The organism is Streptomyces sp. NBC_00353, from assembly GCF_036108815.1.
Taxonomy (GTDB): domain Bacteria; phylum Actinomycetota; class Actinomycetes; order Streptomycetales; family Streptomycetaceae; genus Streptomyces.
Genome location: NZ_CP107985.1, coordinates 8,266,593 through 8,281,907, shown reverse-complemented (window position 1 = coordinate 8,281,907; position 15,315 = coordinate 8,266,593). Strand labels below are relative to the sequence as shown.

The 15,315-nt window shown below is 70.5% G+C and carries 20 protein-coding genes, 3 pseudogenes and 1 riboswitch; of the genes and pseudogenes, 13 read left to right on the top strand and 10 right to left on the bottom strand.

Features of this window, described 5'->3' with window-relative positions; genetic code table 11:
* Positions 1-10: 10 nt before the first annotated feature.
* A complete protein-coding gene (locus OHA88_RS37400; protein WP_176902329.1) occupies positions 11-313 on the bottom strand; it encodes an urease subunit gamma in 303 nt (100 codons plus the stop codon).
* Positions 314-452: 139 nt separating this feature from the next.
* Positions 453-874: pseudogene (locus OHA88_RS37395) on the bottom strand (TetR/AcrR family transcriptional regulator).
* On the opposite strand from OHA88_RS37395, the pseudogene OHA88_RS37390 reads away from it, so the two are divergent.
* Positions 858-1,220: pseudogene (locus tag OHA88_RS37390) on the top strand (ABC transporter permease); the annotation flags it as partial. The pseudogenes OHA88_RS37395 and OHA88_RS37390 sit on opposite strands and share 17 nt — an antisense overlap.
* 113 nt (positions 1,221-1,333) lie before the next feature.
* On the opposite strand, the gene OHA88_RS37385 reads toward OHA88_RS37390, so the two are convergent.
* A complete protein-coding gene (locus OHA88_RS37385; protein ID WP_267006388.1) occupies positions 1,334-1,618 on the bottom strand; it encodes a type II toxin-antitoxin system Phd/YefM family antitoxin in 285 nt (94 codons plus the stop codon).
* A 93-nt stretch (positions 1,619-1,711) separates the two neighbouring features.
* Between OHA88_RS37385 and OHA88_RS37380 the strand changes: the two genes are divergently transcribed.
* From OHA88_RS37380 to OHA88_RS37370, 3 genes are all read left to right on the top strand, one after another.
* A complete protein-coding gene (locus OHA88_RS37380; RefSeq protein WP_267006387.1) occupies positions 1,712-2,347 on the top strand; it encodes an ATP-dependent Clp protease proteolytic subunit in 636 nt (211 codons plus the stop codon).
* 7 nt (positions 2,348-2,354) lie between these two features.
* Complete coding sequence (locus tag OHA88_RS37375) at positions 2,355-2,663, top strand: hypothetical protein (RefSeq protein WP_267006386.1); 309 nt, start codon at positions 2,355-2,357, stop codon at positions 2,661-2,663.
* A 328-nt stretch (positions 2,664-2,991) separates the two neighbouring features.
* Positions 2,992-3,164, top strand: a riboswitch (cyclic di-AMP (ydaO/yuaA leader).
* A gap of 3 nt (positions 3,165-3,167) precedes the next feature.
* Entirely contained in the window at positions 3,168-3,641 is a 474-nt protein-coding gene (locus OHA88_RS37370) for a C40 family peptidase (RefSeq protein ID WP_328628754.1), read from the top strand.
* Between the two features lie 52 nt (positions 3,642-3,693).
* Here OHA88_RS37370 and OHA88_RS37365 read toward each other — a convergent pair.
* Both OHA88_RS37365 and OHA88_RS37360 read right to left on the bottom strand, forming a co-directional pair.
* A pseudogene (locus OHA88_RS37365) lies at positions 3,694-3,951 on the bottom strand (LysE family translocator); the annotation flags it as partial.
* Between the two features lie 168 nt (positions 3,952-4,119).
* Complete coding sequence (locus OHA88_RS37360) at positions 4,120-4,551, bottom strand: ATP-binding protein (RefSeq protein WP_328628753.1); 432 nt, start codon at positions 4,549-4,551, stop codon at positions 4,120-4,122.
* 204 nt (positions 4,552-4,755) lie between these two features.
* On the opposite strand from OHA88_RS37360, the gene OHA88_RS37355 reads away from it, so the two are divergent.
* Both OHA88_RS37355 and OHA88_RS37350 read left to right on the top strand, forming a co-directional pair.
* On the top strand, positions 4,756-5,613 hold the full coding sequence (locus OHA88_RS37355; RefSeq protein ID WP_326602319.1) for a helix-turn-helix domain-containing protein: 858 nt from the start codon (positions 4,756-4,758) through the stop codon (positions 5,611-5,613).
* A gap of 27 nt (positions 5,614-5,640) precedes the next feature.
* Positions 5,641-5,847 (top strand): DUF397 domain-containing protein, encoded by a 207-nt coding sequence (locus OHA88_RS37350; protein WP_267006382.1) that lies wholly within the window; start codon positions 5,641-5,643, stop codon positions 5,845-5,847.
* A 21-nt stretch (positions 5,848-5,868) separates the two neighbouring features.
* Here OHA88_RS37350 and OHA88_RS37345 read toward each other — a convergent pair whose 3' ends face one another.
* Entirely contained in the window at positions 5,869-7,011 is a 1,143-nt protein-coding gene (locus tag OHA88_RS37345; protein WP_328628752.1) for an 8-amino-7-oxononanoate synthase, read from the bottom strand.
* Positions 7,012-7,155: 144 nt separating this feature from the next.
* Between OHA88_RS37345 and bioB the strand changes: the two genes are divergently transcribed.
* The 4 genes from bioB to OHA88_RS37325 all read left to right on the top strand — a co-directional run bounded on the left by bioB (position 7,156) and on the right by OHA88_RS37325 (position 11,206).
* Positions 7,156-8,340 carry a biotin synthase BioB gene (gene bioB, locus OHA88_RS37340; protein ID WP_328628751.1) on the top strand — a complete coding sequence of 395 codons (1,185 nt, stop codon included), beginning with the start codon at positions 7,156-7,158 and terminating at the stop codon, positions 8,338-8,340.
* Positions 8,333-9,637 carry an adenosylmethionine--8-amino-7-oxononanoate transaminase gene (locus OHA88_RS37335; protein WP_328628750.1) on the top strand — a complete coding sequence of 435 codons (1,305 nt, stop codon included), beginning with the start codon at positions 8,333-8,335 and terminating at the stop codon, positions 9,635-9,637. Before bioB ends, OHA88_RS37335 begins: the two co-directional genes overlap by 8 nt.
* Position 9,638: 1 nt before the next feature.
* Positions 9,639-10,334 carry a dethiobiotin synthase gene (gene bioD / locus OHA88_RS37330; protein ID WP_267006378.1) on the top strand — a complete coding sequence of 232 codons (696 nt, stop codon included), beginning with the start codon at positions 9,639-9,641 and terminating at the stop codon, positions 10,332-10,334.
* Positions 10,335-10,528: 194 nt separating this feature from the next.
* Positions 10,529-11,206, top strand: a complete 678-nt coding sequence (locus OHA88_RS37325) for a class I SAM-dependent methyltransferase (RefSeq protein ID WP_326602325.1) — start codon at positions 10,529-10,531, stop codon at positions 11,204-11,206.
* A gap of 4 nt (positions 11,207-11,210) precedes the next feature.
* On the opposite strand, the gene OHA88_RS37320 is transcribed toward OHA88_RS37325, so the two are convergent.
* The 3 genes from OHA88_RS37320 to OHA88_RS37310 all read right to left on the bottom strand — a co-directional run bounded on the left by OHA88_RS37320 (position 11,211) and on the right by OHA88_RS37310 (position 12,368).
* Entirely contained in the window at positions 11,211-11,708 is a 498-nt protein-coding gene (locus OHA88_RS37320; protein WP_328628749.1) for a hypothetical protein, read from the bottom strand.
* Between the two features lie 64 nt (positions 11,709-11,772).
* On the bottom strand, positions 11,773-12,144 hold the full coding sequence (locus OHA88_RS37315) for a fic family toxin-antitoxin system, toxin component (RefSeq protein ID WP_267006375.1): 372 nt from the start codon (positions 12,142-12,144) through the stop codon (positions 11,773-11,775).
* Positions 12,141-12,368: a hypothetical protein gene (locus OHA88_RS37310; RefSeq protein WP_030921856.1), complete on the bottom strand. Its 228-nt coding sequence runs from the start codon at positions 12,366-12,368 to the stop codon at positions 12,141-12,143. Before OHA88_RS37310 ends, OHA88_RS37315 begins: the two co-directional genes overlap by 4 nt.
* Positions 12,369-12,489: 121 nt before the next feature.
* Here OHA88_RS37310 and OHA88_RS37305 point away from each other — a divergent pair, with 121 nt between their 5' ends.
* From OHA88_RS37305 to OHA88_RS37295, 3 genes are all read left to right on the top strand, one after another.
* Positions 12,490-13,371, top strand: coding sequence for a TIGR03621 family F420-dependent LLM class oxidoreductase (locus OHA88_RS37305; protein ID WP_328628748.1), 882 nt, complete (start codon positions 12,490-12,492; stop codon positions 13,369-13,371).
* 187 nt (positions 13,372-13,558) lie between these two features.
* Positions 13,559-13,783, top strand: coding sequence for a hypothetical protein (locus tag OHA88_RS37300; protein ID WP_267006372.1), 225 nt, complete (start codon positions 13,559-13,561; stop codon positions 13,781-13,783).
* 211 nt (positions 13,784-13,994) lie between these two features.
* Positions 13,995-14,336: a hypothetical protein gene (locus tag OHA88_RS37295; protein WP_328628747.1), complete on the top strand. Its 342-nt coding sequence runs from the start codon at positions 13,995-13,997 to the stop codon at positions 14,334-14,336.
* Here OHA88_RS37295 and ligD read toward each other — a convergent pair.
* Positions 14,288-15,256, bottom strand: coding sequence for a non-homologous end-joining DNA ligase (gene ligD, locus OHA88_RS37290; protein WP_328628746.1), 969 nt, complete (start codon positions 15,254-15,256; stop codon positions 14,288-14,290). The genes OHA88_RS37295 and ligD overlap by 49 nt on opposite strands.
* Positions 15,257-15,315 lie beyond the last annotated feature (59 nt).

Sequence of the window (15,315 nt, the reverse complement as noted above, 5' to 3'; positions counted from 1 at the left end):
CGGCGCCCCGTCAGACGATCGGATCATGGACGGTGACCAGCTTGGTGCCGTCCGGGAATGTGGCCTCGACCTGCACATCGTGGATCATCTCGGGGATCCCGTCCATGACGTCGTCGCGGGTGAGTACCTTCCGCCCGGACGCCATCAGTTCGGAGACCGTACGGCCGTCGCGGGCGCCCTCCAGCAGATGCGCGGTGATCAGCGCCACCGCCTCGGGGTGGTTGAGTCGCAGTCCACGCGCCCGACGCTTCTCCGCCACGTCGGCGGCCACATGGATGAGCAGGCGTTCTTGCTCGTGCGGGGTCAGTTGCAACGCTTCCACCTCACAGTTTTCCGCCCAGTACCGGTGCTGGGCGCAGCGAGACATTAACTGCGCTCAACAGACTGTTGAACTCAGAACCGGTGTCTCACTCCGAGGTATTGCACGTTAGGGCGGAAGTTTTTCCGGCGCGTTAACTGATCTTTTGCAGGTCCATGGACATCAGGCCGCGCAGGCCGTTCTCCAGCACCTCCGGCGTGGCGCCCCCGAACATCGCCGGCTGCACGATGAAACCCTGGGCGGTGGCGATCAGGGTGCGGGCCACATCCGCGTCACACGGCCGATCAGCACATCGGGGGTGGGTGGCGGGCTGACCCGGGCCGCCTCCTCGAACGCCTGCCGGACACTGCCGACCGCCTCTCCGGCGATGGCCGCGATCAGGTCGTCCTTGCCACTGAAGTAGCGGTGGACCGCACCCGCCGAGAGCCCGACCTCGTGCAGTGCGTCCTGCATGGAGGTGCCGTGGAAGCCGTTCCGCGCGAAGCAGCGTGCGGCGCCGTCGAGGACCTGCCGGCGGCGGGCGTCGAGGTGTACCTGGGACCTCCCCGTGGGCATCGCGGGCTCCGCACCGGCCGCCGACCGGCTCCAGCAGCGGTTCGAGCAGCACGGGGACGCCTTCGAGATCCACCGCTTCGGTGACGAGGCCGCGGCCCGTACCGCCATCGAGGACCGGGTCGTATACGGCACGGTCGTGATCACACCGAAGGGGCCGCAGCTGCCGACCGCCTCGGCGGCGAGCCCGATGGTGGCCCAGCCGCTCCGCGAGGCCGTCACCACCCAGGCCCTGGCCGGCAGCCAGGTGCAGGCCACGGATGTGGTGGCGGCACCCGCCGGGGATCCGCGCGGCAGCACGCTCGGCGCGAGCATCCGTCCGCCGGCGATCGCGGGTGTCGCCGCCGGGTTGCGTTACGGGTCACGGCAGCGCCCGGTGACGCGGTGACGCCGCCGGGGCCGGGCGTACACGGTGGCGTCGCGGCGGTGCGTCCGGCGACCTCACCACGCGGTCACAGGCCGTCAGTTGCCCGGGTCGGTCTGCCCCCGGTGTTCCGCCGCGATACCGAAGCGTCGCCGTTCGCCCGTGGCGGACGCGGCGGAACCGATCGAGGAGACCGAGCTGATCACCTGCTCCTCGGCAGCCGCTTCTTCCTTCTCGAGTCGCTCCAGGTCAGCGGCCGAAACGAGCGCCACCAGCGGCTTGCCGTGCCGGGTCACCACGACTCGCTCGCCGCCGTAGACGACGCGGTTGATCAGTTCGGCGAGCTCAGCTCGGGCTTGCGTCACCGGAATCTCGTAGGCCATAGTCCCCATCATAACCTTCTGTACGTCCTGTACATTTTTTACAGATGCTTGTGCAGGCCCCACAGACGCAGACACCGGAGGAGAGGCTTCACCATGTTCCGCCCTGCCGCCCGTTACGTACTGCCCGAGTTCACCGAGCGCACGACCGACGGGACCCGCACCCTCGACCCGTACTCCAAGCTGCTCGCCGAACGGATCGTCTTCCTCGGCACCCCGGTCGACGACACCGCCGCCACCGATCTGATCGCGCAGTTCATGTACCTGGAACACGCCGCGCCCGACCGCCCCATCTCCCTCTACATCAACTCCCCCGGCGGCTCGTTCGACGCCATGGCGGCGATCTACGACACGATGGAGTACCTCACCTGCGAGATGGAGACCTTCTGCCTCGGACAGGCCGGTTCCAGCGCAGCCCTGCTGCTCGCCGCGGGCGCCCCCGGCCGGCGGCACGCCCTCCCCGGGGCCAGGGTCGTCGTGCAGCAGCCCGCGCTTCCCGAGCCGCTGCAGGGTCAGCCGTCCGATCTGGAGATCGAGGCGCGGGAACTGGTCCGCATCCGTGAACAGCTCACCCGCCTACTGGCCCGTCACACCGGGCGAACTGCCGAACGGATCGCCGCGGACATCGAGCGCGATCTCATCCTCGACGCCCCGGGCGCCAAGGCGTACGGCCTGGTGGACCACGTTCTGGAGAACCGCAAGACGTCACTGCCGCCGAACAGCGCGAGGTGAACACCCGATGCAGTCACCGGAGTTCCCGCCGCTGCCCGCACTGACGCGCGCCGAGGGCGAGTTCATCGACTGTTACCTGGAGGTGCTCGACCAGTTGGGCCGGATCAACCCGGCCCACGGCAGCGACACCTACGGCGCGCTGCGCGCGGCGCAGGCACTCGCCTCGCGGGCCGTCGCCCTGCGGAACGCACTCGTGTTGATGCACGAGCGCGGTGAAGCACAGATCCACGCCGCCACCTTGGCGCGGGCGCTTCGCGTGCTGGACGGGGAGCGGCGGGCCCGACGGGTCACCGTGCCCCCTGCCCAGACGAGTTGACCAACCCCCTTCCGCGACACGCCCGGCGGGCTGATCAAAATTCCTCGCTCGTTCGGCGTAGGAGATCCCCCGCGCGAGGGATTGTTCAACTTGCGCTTCCGGCATGGCCGGTGAACGGAGTCTGCCATTCCGCCGCTGGTACGGGACCGGTCGGGGCCGACCGGCCGCGTTCACAGAACTACCGCACCCACCCGTACGGGTCAATCGTAATGAATCGTCCATATCGCTCTTTATCTTCTGAAATCCGACACTCGGTGAGTCAAGATCCGTGGGACGACAAGCCCCCGCCACCGCGGCGGGGCGGTCCGGGCGGACGCCGAGTCCTGCCGCCGCCCGGATGCCTGGTCGACAGAAGTGGATCGGCAGGAGTGGAGGACCCGAGCACAACGGGTCGACCGGACATCCGGTCGACCCTCGGGGTGAAGCCGCCGAGTGCGGCCGGGCAACTTCGCCAGCCCGAACCCGACAGGTCATCCTTCACAGGCGGCTGACGAAGGGTTGCGCATGACTGCGCAGGTTCATGTCCCGTCGCTGCTCACTCGGGCAGGTACCGCCACGGTTCTGACGCTCGCCGCCGTCGGCGGCTCCGTGATCGCCCCCGGCACTGTGGCCGAAGCCCAGGCCGCGGCTCATTCGGCGAAGGCGCTCAACATCGCCGCGTCGAAGAAGGGATCGCCGTACCGGTACGGGGCCACGGGCCCCCACCGTTTCGACTGTTCGGGTCTGACGATGTACGTCTTCAAAAAGGTGGGCAAGAAGCTCCCCCGCACGGCCCAGCAGCAGTACAACAAGACCCGGCACATCTCGGCCTCGCAGCGGCGACGCGGCGATCTGGTCTTCTTCCACTGGGGGCGCAGCGTCTACCACGTGGGGATCTACGCCGGTAAGGGCAGGATCTGGCACTCGCCGAAGAGCGGTGCCGTGGTGCGGCTGGAGAGGATCTGGACGAGGGGCGTCTGGTACGGACGGGTCCGCTGACCTCCGCCTCTTTCACCTGATCCGCCTTTCGGCTGCCGGTCGCCTCCGCCGGTCAGTGCAGCAGGGGGCCGGTGACCAGCGCCGGCCCCAGCGCGGTGAGCTCCGCGCCGCTGCCGCCCGCGACGGCGCGGGCGGCACGCGGCCGGCGCAGCCACCGGCCCGGGCGGTCCACCAGGAGCGCCACGGTCGGGAACCAGATCAGCGCGAGCAGCACGACGACGGTGGCCGGCAGCAGGGGCCTGGGCACGGGCGGCCGCCCGTCCGGAACGAACTGCGGCAGCAGGCTGAGAAGGAGCACGGGCGCCGGATGGACCGGCGCGCTGCTGATCAGCGGCCGGCGCGCCAGGGGGTGAAGAACGCCCTGGTCGAGGCGGGGGCGACACCCGCCATGGTGTGCGAGTCACCGGGGCGACGGGCTGCCGACTGCCGGGGACGCGACGTCCCGGCCGGGCCGAGTCCAGGTCCGCGAGGACGGTGGTCAAGTCTGGACGGGCAGCGTCCAGGGGAGCGCGATCCAGACGGTCTTGCCACCCTCGGCGGTCGGCGTGACCGTGAGCCGTCCGCCGCACTCCTTGGTCAGACAGCGAATGATCACCATGCCGCGCCCGTTGTCCTGCCGCACGGCGGCGGGCAGTCGCTGGGGCCAGCGGGGGTGGCTGTCCGTCACCCCGAGATGCAGCTGCTCCTCCCGCTCCAGCCGCAGGTCCACGGTGAAGGTCGGCGACTGGCCGAAGGTGTGCTGGACGGCGTTGGTGGTGAGCTCGGAGACGATGAGCCGGATGGTGTCGGCGGTCTCCGTGTCATCGGGGAGACCCCAGTCGGCGAGCACTCGCGCCACGTATCTCCGGGCCGAGGAGACCGAGAGCGGCTCGCTCGGCAGAGTGACGCTTGCTTCTTGATGGTCTGCCATGGCGAGCCGTCCTTTTCCCGCCCGGACCGACCCGTGATCGGCCCGGGGTGCGCTTCGCGCCAGATTGCCACTGATGCGGCCCTCCGTGACGGCGATCCACCAAGTTATGCATATATCTGTCGCTCGAAGCGGTGAACTCTGGCCCGGAATACCGCACATGGGCGGCAAGATGGCCCCTCGGCACGAGAGGGAGGGAGGCCGCGAATGCAGCACGGTCCCGCGGTGCGCCGCCGCAAGCTCGGGGAGGAGCTGCGAAGTCTGCGCCACACGTCCGGACTGACTAGTCGTGACGCGGCACAGCTGCTCGGCTGGCATCAGTCGAAGGTGAGCCGGATCGAGACCGGTACCAGCGGTGTGAAACCGGCCGATGTGAGCCGACTGCTGGATGCCTACGGTCTGGACGACCCGCAGTTACGGACGCTCCTGGAGACGCTCGCGGGCTCGGCGGGCGGCGGCGGTACCGGCTGGTGGCACGCCTATCGCGGTCTCATCCCGCCCCAGTACCGGGACTTCATCAGTCTGGAATCCCAGGCCAGAACCGCTCGCACGCTGGAGACCTCCGTGGTGCCGGGGCTCCTGCAGACCGCCGACTACGCGCGTGCGGTGACCCGTGCGTCACTGGACGGACTGCCCGCCGGTCAGCTGGACTCGCTGGTGGAGGTGCGGCTCGCCCGGCAGGGGGTGCTGCGGACCGATCCGCCGCTACGACTGACCGCGGTGCTCGACGAGGCGGTACTGCGGCGCGAGGTCGGCGGGCGCCGGGTGATGCGCAATCAGTTGCGCCATCTGATCCGGGTCTCCCAACTGCCGCACGTCGAACTGCAGTTGCTGCCCTTCTCGGTGGGTGGGTACATGGGTCTCACCGGGCCGTTCGTTATCTTCTCTTTTCCGAACACTTCTGATCTGGATGTGGTCGTTCTCGACCACCTGACGAGTAGCCTCTATCTGGAACGGAAAGAAGACCTTGAGGCGTACAGCTCGGCCTTCTGCACCATGCAGGCACACGCGCTGTCGCCGGAGCACTCGTTGGACCTGATCGCCGCGATCGACCGCGACGGCTAGGAACCTCAGACTGCCCGAGGGGGCCCGATGTCCGATTGCCTCGCAGAGCACGCGTTACGGTGGCGGCGCAGCAGCCGCAGCACGGGGATGAACAACTGCGTGGAAGCAGCGCCGTTCGGCCCGGAACAGCTGGCCGTGCGGGACTCCAAGGACGTGTCCAGGCCTCCGCTGCGGTTCTCGGCGGCGGCCTGGAAGTCGTTCGTCGCCGCCCTGACCGACGGGCCGGCCGGCTGACCGGCCCGTCAGCGGGTCCGGTCAGGCCGCTGGAGCCGTCCGCAGGACGGTCTCCACCGCGTTCGCGATCTCCCCTTCTGTCAGATCGGCGCGGGCAGTGAGCCGCAGCCGCGAGATGCCGTCCGGGACCGACGGCGGGCGGAAGCAGCCCACCGCGATCCCGGCCGTGCGGCAGTCGGTCGCCCAGCGCACCGCCGCGTCCGCCGAAGGTGCCCGGACCGAGACGACGGCGGCGTCGGGGCGCACCGCGGTCAGCCCCGCGGCGGTCAGTTGTTCGTACAGGGCGGTGGCGACCGCGCCGGCTCTGCCCGCCCGTTCCGGCTCGCGGCGCAGCAGACGCAGGCTCGCGAGGGCGGCGCCCGCAGCGGCCGGTGCGAGCCCGGTGTCGAAGATGAACGTACGGGCCGCGTTGACCAGATGGTCGATCACCCGGGCCGGTCCGAGGACCGCTCCGCCCTGGCTGCCCAGGGACTTGGAGAGGGTGGCGGTGGCGACGATCCCTTCGCCGCCCGCGAGGCCGGCGGCGGCGAGGGCGCCGCGTCCGCCCTCCCCGAGCACGCCCAGACCGTGCGCGTCGTCGACGAGCAGCGCGGCCCCCTGCGCACGGCAGACGTCGGCCAGTTCGGGCAGCGGTGCGGCGTCACCGTCGACGGAGAAGACGGAGTCGGTGACGGCCAGGGCGCGACCGCCGTGCGCGTACAGCGCCTTCGCGACGGCCTCGGGGTCGGCATGCGGTACGACGGCGGTCTCGGCCCGGGAGAGCCGGCATCCGTCGACGATGGAGGCGTGGTTGCCCGCGTCGGAGACGATCAGGGAGCCCCGGCCGGTGAGGGCGGTGAGCGCGGCGAGATTGGCCGCGTAGCCGGAGGAGAGGACCAGGGCCGCTTCGAAGCCGCAGAATGCGGCCAGTTCGCGTTCGAGTTCGGCGTGCAGTGCGGTGGAGCCGGTGACCAGCCGCGAGCCGGTGGCGCCCGCACCCCACCGGTGCGCGGCCTCGGCGGCGGCCGCGGTCACCTCGGGGTGCCGGGTGAGGCCCAGGTAGTCGTTGCTCGCGAGGTCCAGCAGTTCCGGTTCGGCGGGCCGGGGGCGGAGCGTGCGGACGAGTCCGGCGTCCGCACGGCGGCGGGCCTCGTCGTCGATCCAGTCGAACGGGGCGAGGGGCATGGCGACGGTCCCTTTTGTAGGCAGCTCACAGACCCTAACCGGGGGCGCAGCCGGGCATGGTGTGGCAATACACACACCCTCTGCGGGCTCTGTTGTCCGGTTCCTCCTTGGCTGAGGGCGGTGGAGTAGGCAAGGATCATCGCCATGGACCTCCTGAACACGCTGGTGGACAAGGGGCTGCGGCGCGAGCTGCCGACCCGAGAAGAAGCGCTCGCCGTGCTGGCGACCTCCGACGACGATCTGCTCGAAGTGGTGGCCGCGGCCGGAAAGGTACGCCGCCAGTGGTTCGGCCGACGGGTGAAACTGAACTATCTGGTCAACCTCAAGTCCGGGCTCTGCCCCGAGGACTGCTCGTACTGCTCGCAGCGGCTCGGCTCGAAGGCCGAGATCCTCAAGTACACCTGGCTGAAGCCGGACGAGGCGTCGAAGGCCGCCGCCGCCGGGGTGGCGGGCGGCGCGAAGCGTGTGTGCCTGGTGGCGAGCGGCCGCGGTCCGACCGACCGGGACGTCGACCGGGTGTCGCAGACGATTGAGGCGATCAAGGAGCAGAACGAGGGCGTCGAGGTGTGCGCCTGCCTCGGTCTGCTCTCCGAGGGGCAGGCCGACCGGCTGCGATCGGCGGGCGCCGACGCGTACAACCACAACCTCAATACGTCGGAGGGGACGTATGGGGACATCACCACCACCCACACCTATGCGGACCGGGTGGAGACCGTGCAGCAGGCGCAGGCGGCGGGGCTCTCCGCGTGCTCCGGGCTGATCGCCGGGATGGGCGAGAGCGACACCGATCTGGTCGATGTCGTCTTCTCGCTGCGCGAGCTGGACCCGGATTCGGTTCCGGTGAACTTCCTGATCCCGTTCGAGGGCACGCCGCTCGCCAAGGAGTGGAACCTCACCCCGCAGCGCTGCCTGCGCATTCTGGCGATGGTCCGGTTCGTCTGCCCGGATGTCGAGGTACGGCTCGCGGGCGGCCGCGAGGTGCATCTGCGCTCGATGCAGCCGCTCGCCCTGCACCTGGTCAACTCGATCTTCCTGGGCGACTATCTGACCAGCGAGGGCCAGGCGGGACAGACAGATCTGGACATGATCGCGGACGCCGGTTTCGAGGTGGAGGGCGCGGGTACGACGACGCTGCCCCGGCACCGTGCAGAGGTGGGGGCCGAGCCGGAGACCGGCGGCGGCTGCGGCGGACACTCCGCGGGCTGTGGGCCCTGTGGTGACGCGGTCGACGAGCCCGCGGCCGTCGACGCCGGGGCTCCGGCCGCGCGCACGGATCTGGTGTCGGTCCGCCGACGCGGCGCGGGGACGGATCTCGCCCCCAATGCCTGACCCCCTCTCCCCCACGCAGTTGCGGACCCTGGACCGGGACCACGTCTGGCACCCGTACGGCCCGATGCCGGGCAGGCAGGAGCCGCTGATCGTGGAGTCCGCGTCCGGGGTACGGCTCCGTCTCGCCGAACCCGTCCATGGGCAGCACGAGTTGATCGACGGCATGTCGTCGTGGTGGTCGGCGGTGCACGGCTACAACCATCCGGTGCTCAACGAGGCGGCGCGCGGCCAGCTGGACCGGATGAGCCATGTGATGTTCGGCGGCCTCACCCATGAGCCCGCCGTGCGGCTGGCAGCCCGGCTCGTCGAGATCACGCCGGAACCGCTGCGTCATGTCTTCCTCGCCGACTCCGGTTCGGTGTCGGTCGAGGTCGCGGTGAAGATGTGCCTGCAGTACTGGCATTCCACCGGCCGGCCGGCCAAGAAGCGGCTGCTGACCTGGCGCGGCGGCTACCACGGCGACACCTGGCAGCCGATGTCGGTGTGCGACCCCGAGGGCGGCATGCACGGGCTGTGGTCGGGCGCGCTGCCCCAGCAGGTCTTCGCCGACGAGCCGCCCGGTGGTTTCGACACGGAGCCGGACGAGGCGTACGTACAGCATCTCCGGGACCTGATCGCGCGCCATGCCGATGAGCTGGCCGCGGTGATCGTGGAGCCGGTGGTGCAGGGTGCGGGCGGGATGCGGTTCCACTCCCCCGCATATCTGCGGGCGCTTCGCGAGGCGTGCGACGCACATGACGTGCTGCTGGTGTTCGACGAGATCGCCAGCGGTTTCGGACGTACGGGGAAGCTGTTCGCCGCCGGACACGCCGGGATCTCTCCCGACGTCATGTGCGTCGGCAAGGCGCTGACCGGCGGCTACCTCACGATGGCGGCAACGCTGTGCACCTCACGGGTGGCGGACGGCATCTCGCGCGGCGAGGTGCCGGTGCTGGCGCACGGGCCGACGTTCATGGGCAACCCACTGGCCGCCGCGGTGGCCCTTGCCTCGATCGATCTGCTGCTCGGCCAGGACTGGCAGCAGGAGGTCAAGCGCCTGGAGACGGGGCTGCGGGACGGTCTTGCCGGTGCGCGTTCGATCGCGGGTGTGCGGGACGTACGCGTCCTGGGCGCCATCGGCGTCGTGCAGCTCGATCACGACGTGAACATGGCTGCGGCCACCGAGGCCGCGGTCCGTGAGGGCGTGTGGCTGCGTCCGTTCCGGGACCTGATCTACACGATGCCGCCGTATGTGACCGGCGACGACGATCTGGCGCGCATCTGCCGTGCGGTGTGCGCCGCAGCGCGGGAGGGCTGAGATGCCGGTACTGGTAGTGAGCGGCACGGGTACGGAGATCGGCAAGACGGTCGTCACGGCGGCGGTGGCCGCGGTGGCGGTCGCCGCCGGGCGTTCGGTGGCCGTGCTCAAGCCGGCCCAGACGGGTGTCGCGCCGGGAGAACCGGGCGATGTCTTCGAGGTGCGTCGGCTGGCGGGCGAGGCAGTCACCGGCCTCGAACTGGGCCGGTTCCCCGAACCGTTGGCGCCGGACACGGCCGCCCGGCGGTCGGGCATGGCGCCCGTGCGCCCTGAACAGATCGCGGAGGCGGCCGAGAAACTCGCGACCGAGCACGATCTGGTGCTGGTCGAGGGTGCGGGCGGGCTGCTCGTACGGTTCGACGACGAAGGCGCCACTCTCGCGGACGCGGCCCGGCTGCTGGCCGCCCCGGTTCTGGTCGTGACGTCTGCCGGGCTCGGCACGCTCAACACGACCGCGCTCACCTCGGAGGCCCTGCGGGCGCGGGGGCTCGGGTGCCTCGGGGTGGTGGTGGGCAGCATGCCGGCCGAGCCCGACCTCGCCGCACGCTGCAATCTCGACGATCTTCCGGTGGTGGCGGGTGCGCCGCTCCTGGGCGTGGTGCCCGCCGGGGCGGGGGCGCTGGCGCCGGTCGACTTCCGCGCCCGGGCCACGAGTTGGCTGACGGCGGAGCTGGGCGGGATCCGGACCGCCCGCTGAGCCGCGGAGCGGAGCCGGCCGGGAATCCGGCCGCCGACTGAGCGGCTGAGCGGCGCGGGACGGGGGGAGAATCTAAGTAGCCGTACAGTGCCGGTCGGGCTCCTCCGGTCGGTTTCGGGCGGGTCCGGCCCGCCCGCGCCGAGCAGTCCGGTGGAGCCGACCCGGTGGAGCCGGTCCTGTCGAGGAGGTCTGTCATGCGCCTGCGGAGCACGAAGATCCCGAAGGACGCGGTGCACCACCCGGTCTTCGCCCGGGTCTATGCCCGCATGAGTGTGGCCGCGGAGACCAGATCCGGCATGGCGGCGATCCGCGCGGATCTGCTCACGGGTCTGTCGGGACGCGTCATCGAGATCGGCGCGGGGAACGGCCTGAACTTCGCTCACTACCCGCCTGCCGTGTCCGAAGTGGTGGCGATCGAACCCGAGTGGTGCCTACGACAGTTGGCGCTCCGGTCCGCGCTGCGTGCCGGTATGCCGGTGGATGTCGTACCGGCTGCCGCGGAGGCGCTGCCGGTGAAGAGCGAGGCGTTCGACGGGGCCGTCGCGTCACTCGTGCTGTGCACCGTACGCAATATGGAACGGTCGCTCGCGGAGATCCTCCGGGTGCTGCGCCCCGGCGGGGAGCTGCGCTTCTTCGAGCATGTACGGGCCGACGACCGCGCCATGGCGGCGACCCAGCGGGCACTGGACCGGACGGTGTGGCCGCTGGTGTGCGGTGGGTGTCACACGTCGCGGGACACGCTCGCCGCGATCGAGGAGGCCGGGTTCGTGGTGGAGGAGTACCGCAAGGTCAAGATGCCGGAGAGGGGGATCCGGCTCCCCACCTCCGCGTGCGTGCTGGGCGTGGCCCGCCGGACGACCGTGGTGGACTGACGCGTCAGTCCTCCTGCTCCAGCTTGTCCGCGAACGCCCGCAGTGCGTCGGCCAGCTCCTTCTTCGTGGGCAGCTGGTCGACCTTCTTCTCGAGGTCGTCGATGCGCTTCGTCAGGTCGTCGATGCTCGTCGGGCCGGTGGGAGACGGGGTGGGTCCATCGGTGGGGTCAGGGCTGTCCGTGGGGTCCGGGGCATCGGTCGGGGTGGGGCTGGGATCCACGCCGCCCGAACCGCTCACGCTGCCGCCGTCCGTGCCACCACCATCGGTGCTGCCCCCGGCCGTGCCCGTGCCACCACCATCGGTGGTGCCGCCGTCCGTGCCGCCCGAGCCTCCGACGGAGCCGCCGTCGGACGTTTCGGTGGGGACGGGAGTCGGGTCGGCCGAGCCGTCGTCCGGGGCTCCGACGGCGATCGCCCCGCCGACGCCGAGCACCAAGGCGGCCACAGCGCCGACAACCGCCACTGTCATCCGTCGCGCACGCGTGTTCCCTACGTGTGTCATGCGCAGGACATTAGCCACGGTTCAGCGCGGAAGGACTCCTTCCTGAAACCCCGCGCAAAAGGAGTCACAGGCTCCATTGGCGGAGCTCGTCCGAGATGGCCCGGACGTCGGCCTTGCCCTCCTTCACCAGCAGGGCCAGGTCACGGACCTGCTCGGGCGAAGTGATGACCTTCAGTCCGGAGGCGACGAGATAGCCGTAGGCGACGGCGGAGGCGAACATCGCGTTGGAGTGTTCCAGAGCGGGGACATGGAGCAGCAACTGCAGGAGTGCGGCGGCCCTGATGTGCGGGTCGCTGTATACGGGGCTGCCGAAGATCTCCGCCTCATGACGGGCGACCGCGGCGACGAGCGCACCCCAGTCGACGACCTGTGGATCGCCGGGCGTCTTGTGCTCGGCGACCATGAGCAGCCAGGAAAGGTCGATCCGGAGGTTCAACGGGTGCCTTTGCGCTCCGGGCCGAACTCCTCGGCGAAGACCGACTCGTACTGCTTCATGAAGTCGGCAGCGGCTTCGACAAAAGTATGTCCGACTTCGCCCGCATCCTGTTTGACGAGCTCCTCTATGTAGCGGTTCACGCTCATCCCCCTCTGCAGCGCGCGCTGCCGCGCGGCCTCGGCGGTGGCCTCGTCCACTCGTACGTTCAGCTGAGTCTTGGGCACATCAACAAGCTAGCGCGGGATTGCTAGCACCGGCAAGGGGGACGGTTCGGCATACGGACAACGCTCTCCCTTGGCAGAGTGTGTGGCCTGTCCATCGACCAACCCGGCGCGAGGAGAGGCCATGGCAAGGCCGTTTCGATTCGGAGTGAACATGCTGACGCCGGCCGGCGGGACGGACTGGCGCACCCGATGCCGCCGCGCGGAGCAGCTCGGATACGACGTGATCCTGGTCCCCGACCACCTGGGCCTGCCGGCCCCCTTCCCGGCACTGGTCGCCGCCGCAGAGGCCACGGAGCGGCCCCGCGTCGGCACCTTCGTGCTCAATGCCGCCTTCTGGAACCCGACGCTGCTGGCCCGCGAGGCCGCCGGTACGGATGCGCTGACCGAGGGGCGCCTGGAGCTGGGGGTCGGGGCCGGATACGTACGCGAGGAGCACGACCGGGCGGGTATCGAGTTCCTCTCCCCCGGCGGACGGGTGGACCATCTGCGACGTACGGTCGAGGAGCTGGACCGGCTGCTGCGCGACGACAACCACGTCCCGAGGTCCCCGCAGCACCCCAGGCCACCACTGCTGATCGGTGGGAACGGGGACCGGGTCCTGCGTCTGGCGGCCCGCTTCGCGGAGATCGTGGCGTTCACCGGGGCGGCGAGCGTCCGGACCGGCAGACTCGTGCCCCTCACCGCCGAGCAGCTCGACGAGCGCGTCGCCGCCTACCGGCGGTTCGCCGCCGCGCGGGAGAGCCCGGCGGAGCTGAATCTGCTCATCCAGTTCGTCCGGACGACCAACGACCGTCGTGCAGCCGTGCGCGAGGTGCTGCCGCTGACACCGCACCTCGACGAGGACCAGGCCCTTGCACTGCCGCTGCTCGCGATGGGCACGGTGCGGGCGGTCGCCGAGCAGCTGAGGGAGCGCCGGGAGCGGTACGGCTTCTCGTACCTGACGGTGCTGGAGCCGAACATGGAGGCATTCGGCCCGATCGTCCAGGAGCTCGCCGGCAGCTGACCGCATGACGGTGTGCGTTCGACGGTCGGGCGGGACCGACCTGGTGTGGGAGGCACCTGCGGGACCGAGTGCGACGCCGGCCACCGAACGTACTCCGAACGTCACGCTCCGCGCCTCATGCCGGACCGGGGCCGCATATCCGGGCCGACCGGATGCGCCCGCCCTCACGCGGGGCCACCCTGGAGTCATGGCGACACCACCGATCACCATCCACGCACCCACGCCGTCCGGCGCCCGGCCCGTAACCGTGCACGTCAACAATCGCGACGAGAGACTCGGACTCGCGCACAGCGATCACGACCTCATCGTGTTCCTTGCCGACGCCGGTCTGGCGGACCCGAAACGGATCCTCGACAACCGAGCCGTGGTCCAGTGGCAGGGCGCCGAAGCGCATCAGTACAAGGCCGCCTGATTCGCGGCACGCGCGAGCGGCCGGGCGGGCGCATCCCGAGGGGATGAGCCCCCCGACCGTCGCGCACCGCTGTGCACCGACCGGTGGCCGCGCGGTCACGATCAACGATGCCATCGGCGGGCGGGCTCACCTGTACGAAGCGGCATGACGAAACCCACCTGCCATCGGAGCGGATCGGGGAGCCCGGTGAGGTGGGTCAGGCGGTGGGCCCTTGTCGGAAGTCGCCACCGGCGACGCGCCGTTCGACAGCGGCGAGACCATGGACGGGACCGACGACGGCGACGGCACGGGCGGCCAGGACGATTGGTATCCGCAGCTCGAAGAAGCTGCTCCGCCGCCCAGGTCCCGCCGACGCCTCCCTCGCGATCTCGCCGCGGCCATCGACAGCTGCCTCCGGCCCGACCCGGCTGCCAGGTCCACGATCCCCGAGCTCGCCGCCGCCGTCGACGCGACTCTGCCCTGGCAGCGGCGCCACAGCGCCCCGTCATCGGTCGCCTCCGGTACTCAGTCCAGCCGCGTCAGGTCCGGCCTTAGCCGTTGCCAGACCGGATGACGCAGGCGGCCGGCGGCGGTCCACTCCGAGGCGGTCACCTCAGCCACCAGCCGCGGCTCGACCCAGTGCGCGTCAGTCACCCGGACCGGGCCGGTGAACGGTGACGTCGGGCGCGCGATGACCGCCAGGTACGCGGCAAGTTCGGCCAGCTCACGCTGGGACATCCCCGACCCCACCGATCCCGCGAACCGCAGGCCGGCCGGCGTGTCCACACCGACCAGAACCGCGCCCGGCACGTCCCCCGCCGCGCCCCGCCTCCGTGTCCAGCCGCCGATGACCACGTCCAGGGTCTCGACCCTCTTGGTCTTGCGCCAGTCGGGCGAGCGGGCCCCTGGCGTGTACGGGGAGGCAAGCCTCTTGGCGACCACGCCTTCCAGGCCCTCGCGCACCACGGCTTCCCACGTCCGGGCACCGTGTCCGTGCACGTATCCCGGCGTCGACCAGTGCGGACCGGCCAGCCCCAGTCCTGACAGGACCTGGCGGCGCTCGCGGTAGGAGGAGGCCAGCAGCGAGCGGCCGTCCAGGAACATCACGTCGAAGACCACGAGCTGGACGGGTGTCTGCTGTGCCAGGCGAGTGGCGTGGCGTGCGTTCACCACACCCATCCGGCGCTGGAGCAAGCCGAAGTCGGGCCGTCCCAGGGCGTCCAGGACCACGACCTCACCGTCGAGCACGACACCCCGCCCACGCAGGATCCCGCCGAGCGCCTGCAGCTCGGGATAGGTCACGGTGATGTCGTTGCCCGCCCGGGAAGTCAGCTTCACGGTTCCGTCGCCTGCGCTGGTCAGGACGGAGCGGGCACCATCCCATTTGGCCTCGAACGCCCACTCCTCATCGCGCACCGGCAGCGGACCCGGCACGGCCAGCATCGGTGCGATCGACGGAGGCGCGAAAGGGGCGCGCTCGGGATTCGGGGCCATACCTTCGATGATCGAACAACGAACATGACTCCGCAGGCCCGGTCCGGGCGGCGGCTCTC